The sequence below is a fragment of the Paraclostridium sp. genome (assembly GCF_051657365.1).
Lineage (GTDB): Bacteria > Bacillota > Clostridia > Peptostreptococcales > Peptostreptococcaceae > Paraclostridium.
Map to the genome: position 1 here is coordinate 1 of NZ_JBOFKN010000018.1, position 3,173 is coordinate 3,173.

2 protein-coding genes are annotated in these 3,173 nt (G+C 29.7%); both read left to right on the plus strand.

The features are described 5' to 3' along the window. Nucleotides 1-145 precede the first annotated feature (145 nt). Nucleotides 146-1,234 (plus strand): efflux RND transporter periplasmic adaptor subunit, encoded by a 1,089-nt coding sequence (locus tag ACRCYC_RS00920; protein WP_438506243.1) that lies wholly within the window; start codon nt 146-148, stop codon nt 1,232-1,234. A gap of 2 nt (nt 1,235-1,236) precedes the next feature. Then, on the plus strand, nt 1,237-3,173 hold a 1,937-nt coding region (locus ACRCYC_RS00925; protein ID WP_438506244.1), incomplete at its 3' end, for an efflux RND transporter permease subunit.

Consider the following 3,173-nt stretch of genomic DNA (forward strand, 5'->3'; position numbering starts at 1 on the left):
TGTAATTGAAAACTTTAATCTGATTAACTCTACGCTAAAACTTGAATACCTTTATGGTAAGTCTTCTCTTACTATGGAACCGTCTGAAAGAAAAGTTTTACTGCTTAAACTTCAACAAGAGTTAGATAATTAGGAGGGATAAATTATGAAAAATAAATTTTTAGCAGCTACTATTCTAATTTTATTATTAGCATGTGGTAAAGACAAAACAAAAGAAAACACAGGAGATATAAAATCTGTAGTTTATGAAAAAGTTGAGAAAAAAGAATATGATGTTAAAAGAACATATTCTGGAACAGTTAATACAGAAGCTCTATCTAATCTTAGCTTTAGAGTTTCAGGAACTATTAATAACAGAATTGCACAATTAGGAGATACTGTTAAACAAGGACAAATCTTGGCAACACTTGATCCAATTGAATATCAATTAAATTATCAGCAAGCAGTTTCAAACTTAGATAAAGGAAATGCTAACTTAGCTGAATCTACAGCTAACTTTAAAAGATCAGAGGCTTTGTATTTAGAAAATAGTATTTCAAAAGCTTCATATGATAGTGCTACAGCTAACTACAAATCTGCAATATCTTCTGTTAAAGCTTTAGAAGATGCAGTTAATCTAGCTAAAGTTAATCTTAGTTATACTATGTTAACAGCTCCAAGTGATGGAACAATTGGGCAAGTAAAAAGTGAAGTAAATCAAAATGTTTCTTCTAATACTGTAGTTTTTGTACTAAATACTTTTGGTGAACGTTATGTAGAATTCAATGTTTCTCAGTCTGTTGTAGGAGATCTACAATTAGGAGAAGAGGTTCAAATTGAGATTACATCTCTTAATAATTTAAAAATAAGTGGGATTATAAGTAATATTGGAACTCTTTCTATAGGATATGGCGGAACTTATCCTGTTAAAGCTAAAATTGTTGATCATTTGGATACTGTAAAAGTTGGGATGACTGCTAAAGTTATTGTTACTACTAGTAATACTGATAAAGTTATAGCCGTTCCTTTAACAGCAATTTTAACTGCTCCTAATGGTGATAAATATGTATATATTGTCAAAAACCTTGAAAATAACATTGGAATTGCTAAAAAACAAGTTGTTAAATTAGGAAATACTACTGAAGAAGGTAGTGAAATTATTAATGGTTTAAATGACGGTGATTATGTTGTTACAAAAGGAAGTAGCGTTCTTTTAGAAGATCAAAAAGTTTCGCTTTTAAAAGGAGCTGAATAGCTATGAAATTGACAGAACTGGCAATTAAAAATAAAGTTACAACTTATTTTCTAATAGTTATTCTACTTATTGGAGGATATTTATCTTACCAAAAATCTGAAAAAGCTCAAGATCCAGGATTTACAATAAAGGTAGCCCTAATTACAACAAATTGGCCAGGAGCCACAGCAAAACAAATGGCTGATTTAGTCAGTAAAAGAATTGCAGATCAAGTACAAAATATGGATTCACTATGGTATGTAAACTCCACTAATACAGACGGTCAGTCAAACGTGTATGTTAATATTAAAGCTGAATATAAAGATATTCAACCTGTTTGGACAGAACTTAGAAATAGAATAAATACGTTCGTTGTTCCAAATTTACCTCAAGGAGTTCAGACTCCTCAGATAAATACTTTTTATGGTGATATTTATGGAACACTTTTAGCAATAGGTGGAGAAGGTTATACATATGAAGAACTTTATGAAACAGCCTATCAATTAAAAGAGATTTTATTATTTAATGTTCCTCAAATAGGAAGTATTGATATTTCTGGTATTCAAAAAGAAACCATTTATATTGATATTGATAATAAATTATTATCTCAAACTGGACTTACTTTAGAGAATATTACAAGCACTTTAAATAGTTCAAATGTCATTATTAAAGGTGGAGATATTGTTATTGATCAAAATAGACTTCGTGTGACTCCTAGTGGTAATTTTAAAAGTATTGATGATATAAAAGATACTATTATAACAAGTCCAGATGGTAAATCGAGTATCTATTTAAGCGAAGTTGCAAATATATATAAAGGATATCAAGAGCCGTCAACATATTCTATAGATTTCAATGGAAATAACTCTTTAGTTTTAGGAATATCATTGGGAGCAGGAGAAGATGTTTTATTAATGGGAAAGGGAATTCAAGAAACTTTAAAAACGTTTAAAAACTCTCTACCAATAGGTCTTGAAATTGGAGAAATCTATTATCTTCCTGATTTAGTTCAAACAAATGTAACAGCTTTTATAGTTAATCTTTTTCAGGCTATAACTACGATAGTATTAGTAATGCTAATATTCTTAGGACTTCGTTCTGGATTAATCGTTGCTGCTTTAACTCCAACATCAATAGCTTTCACTCTTATTGGACTATTTTGGTTTGATTATGGAATTAACCAAATTACTCTTGCTGGACTTATTATAGCTCTTGGTATGCTTGTAGATAACGCTGTTGTTATGTCTGAAAATATAACTGTTTTACTAGAAGAAGGAAAAAGTAGAATGGATGCATGCTTAGAATCTTCTAAAACATTAGCTATTCCTTTATTTGTAAGTTCTTTAACAACTATAATGGCATTCTCTCCTATTATTTTAAATAAACAAAATATGGGAGAATATGTTGGACCTTTAACAATAGTTGTTATGCTAGCTCTTATGAGTTCTTGGTTAATTAATCAAACCTTTATTCCTTTATTATGTTATGATTTTATAAAATTAAAACCTGGTGAAAAACAAAACCTTAATAGTAAGCCTTATGTTTTGTATAGAGAAATATTAATTAAAGTTTTAAAAAATAAAAAAATTACAATTATTGTAACAACTATTTCATTTATTTTTGGGCTTTGGTTACTTGGACTTGCTCCATCTAACTTTATGCCAGGGTCAACTGATCCAGTTATGTCAACGTATATAACTTTACCAAAAGGAACTGATGTAAATCATACAAGAGAAGTAGTTGAAGATTTAAATAAATTTATTGAAACAAATTATAGTACTGGTACTCAAGAACCTCTTCCACCTGGAATTTGGGATTATTTAACAACTGGTGGTACTACAAAAACATATGATAAAGCTGGAGTTTTAAGTTGGGGGTCATTTATAGGTGGAGGTGCACCTAGATTCTCTACAGGATATTCGCCACAAACACAACTCCCTGAATATGCTTATATTATGTA

Bases quoted from the DNA above. Each gene is read 5' to 3' on its own strand.
- ACRCYC_RS00920 (WP_438506243.1), top strand. From the start codon at position 146: ATGAAAAATAAATTTTTAGCAGCTACTATTCTAATTTTATTATTAGCA.